This is a genomic window from Okeania sp., assembly GCF_983059655.1.
This window is the reverse complement of record NZ_CEZPJD010001069.1, coordinates 1-2,202: the sequence shown is the minus strand read 5'-3', so window position 1 is coordinate 2,202 and position 2,202 is coordinate 1. Positions and strand designations below refer to the sequence as shown.

General features: G+C 34.6%; 1 protein-coding gene. It reads right to left on the bottom strand.

The window, feature by feature from the left end; all coding sequences use genetic code 11:
• Positions 1–293 precede the first annotated feature (293 nt).
• A complete protein-coding gene (locus AC3DU7_RS31835; protein ID WP_488043228.1) occupies positions 294–1,736 on the bottom strand; it encodes a dihydrolipoyl dehydrogenase family protein in 1,443 nt (480 codons plus the stop codon).
• Between the last annotated feature and the right edge of the window lie 466 nt (positions 1,737–2,202).

The window sequence follows — 2,202 nt, the reverse complement described above, 5'->3', positions numbered from 1 at the left end:
GTTTCAATATTATTCATTCTGTTATTCCTGTGAGATTTGTCTCTACAAATATTGGCACTAGGCTCTCAGATATAACTTTAAATTTATCATCTTTTTGAAGAAGGAAGAAGAAAAAAGGAAGAAAGAAGAAGTGGATAGCGTTTGAATTTCCAACCAATTGTAGATAGTATAGACGATGGGTTATTATACTAAATTGATAAATTTTTTCTACAAATAGCTAGGATATTTTTTAGGAGTCAGGAGCCAGGAGTCAGAATAAGCTGATAGCTCACCGCTCACCGCTGACTGCTATTTCAAAAAAAAGAACGTCGCCAATGAAATAAATTTTCTAGGCAATTTTTAACTATTTGATTACCGTCTCTTTTTTGCCTTAACCATGCTGCTGCTGTTTGAGCATTAATTTCTGATACAGTAGGCCATACATGAGGTAACTCAGCGATCGCTTCCATTTTTATCCCTTGACGAATAGCTAATGCCATAATATGAACTATCTCACTTGCTTCAATTCCTACCACAGAAACACCTAAAATTTTGCCATTACGATGACCAACAATTTTACAAAACCCTGTTGTTTTGTCTACTATTTGAGTCCGGTCAATATTTTTAAAATATTGCCGACAAACTAATATATTTTCTCCATAACGTCGTCTAGCTTGGTCTTCAGTTAAACCAACTCTTGCTAATTGTGGATCGGAAAATATTGCCCAAGGAATACCATGATAATTAACCTGAAAAATCGGTAAATAAAGAATATTTTTTAAGGCAATTTTAGCCTCATAATTAGCAATCTGAGAAAATGAATAACCACCGACTAAATCTCCACAAGCATAAATCCGATAATTAGTAGTTTGTAACTTTTGATTTAACAATAAACTATTATTATTAAACCTCACACCTACCGCTTCTAAATTCAAACTTTTAAATTCTGGTTTATTCCCTGCTGCTAATAAAATTTCATCTGTTTCTATACCTTCATTCCCAACTAAAATCCATTTTTTATCATCAATTTCTCTCGTTTGGGATACTTCAGTGTTAGTTATAATTCTGATACCTTCTGCTTCTAACTGAGCTTGAACTAAAAATGCTGCTTCCGAATCTTCCTTACCTAAAATATGAGAACTTTTCACTACCATAGTAACTTTAGTTCCCAATCGAGAAAAACTCTGCGCTATTTCTACTCCACTAGGATCTCCACCAATAACTACCAAAGTTTGAGGAAGTTTTGAGAGTTCTTTAATTTCTTGAGGGGTAATAAATTTGGTAGTTGTTAATCCTGGAATAGGTGGTATTACAGACTGGGATGCTGTGGCTAATAAATATGTGCGAGAACACAAATGTCGTCCTTTAACTACAAAAGCTAAATTAGGGCGATCGACAAACTTACCCTCACCAAAAATTACATCTATTCCTAATGCTGCTAAAACTGCAGGTTCATATTTTGATAATTGATTAGAAACTACATAATCAGCATACTTTTTTGCCTCTTTAAACTTAACCCAAATATCACCAGAATCATCATTACCTTGATAAATACCAAACTGTTGTTTGCGGTCTATATCGTCAACAAAATTTCCTATTTGACCAATAATTTTATTGTGATGAAATCCTTGGGTACTACTAAAATCTGAAGAGGAAGGTTGTACGAGGGCCACACGACCTTGCAATTGTGTTGCGGTAATAGCTGCATAGATCCCTGTTATTGTCCCACCTATGATTACTACATCGTAGTCAAGCATATTTATTATTAGTCAGTAGCTATTAGTCAAAGTAGTTTTTTTAAAATTACTGAATAATTAAGGTAAAAATCCTCTCCTTTCAAGGAGAAACAAGCGGTCAAGGGATGGCGAGGAAACCTCGCCATATCCAATCGACCAAGAGAGAAAAAATTTTCCTTGTATTCAATCCTATCCGTTTTAGGGAGAGGTCATTATCAATTGATTACTACATCGTAGTAAAGATTTTTTCAGTAAACCCTAATTATCAAAATAACATGGGTCTAAAACCCCGCCTTTTAAGGTACAATATTTTTGGAAGATTGCTCACGCATCCCCGTTACAAAAATAACTTCTGACTTCTGACTTCTGACTTCTGACTTCGTGAACTTCTTTCTTCTTCAACAATTCAAAATTTCTGTTAAACCATCAAGTAACATTTGATTCTCTTCTTTAGTACGGACAGCCACTCGAAAATAGCGATCGCCCA

What these genes read in the sequence shown, in the direction of transcription:
- AC3DU7_RS31835 (WP_488043228.1), bottom strand. Translation starts at nt 1,736, where the DNA reads ATGCTTGACTACGATGTAGTAATCATAGGTGGGACAATAACAGGGATC.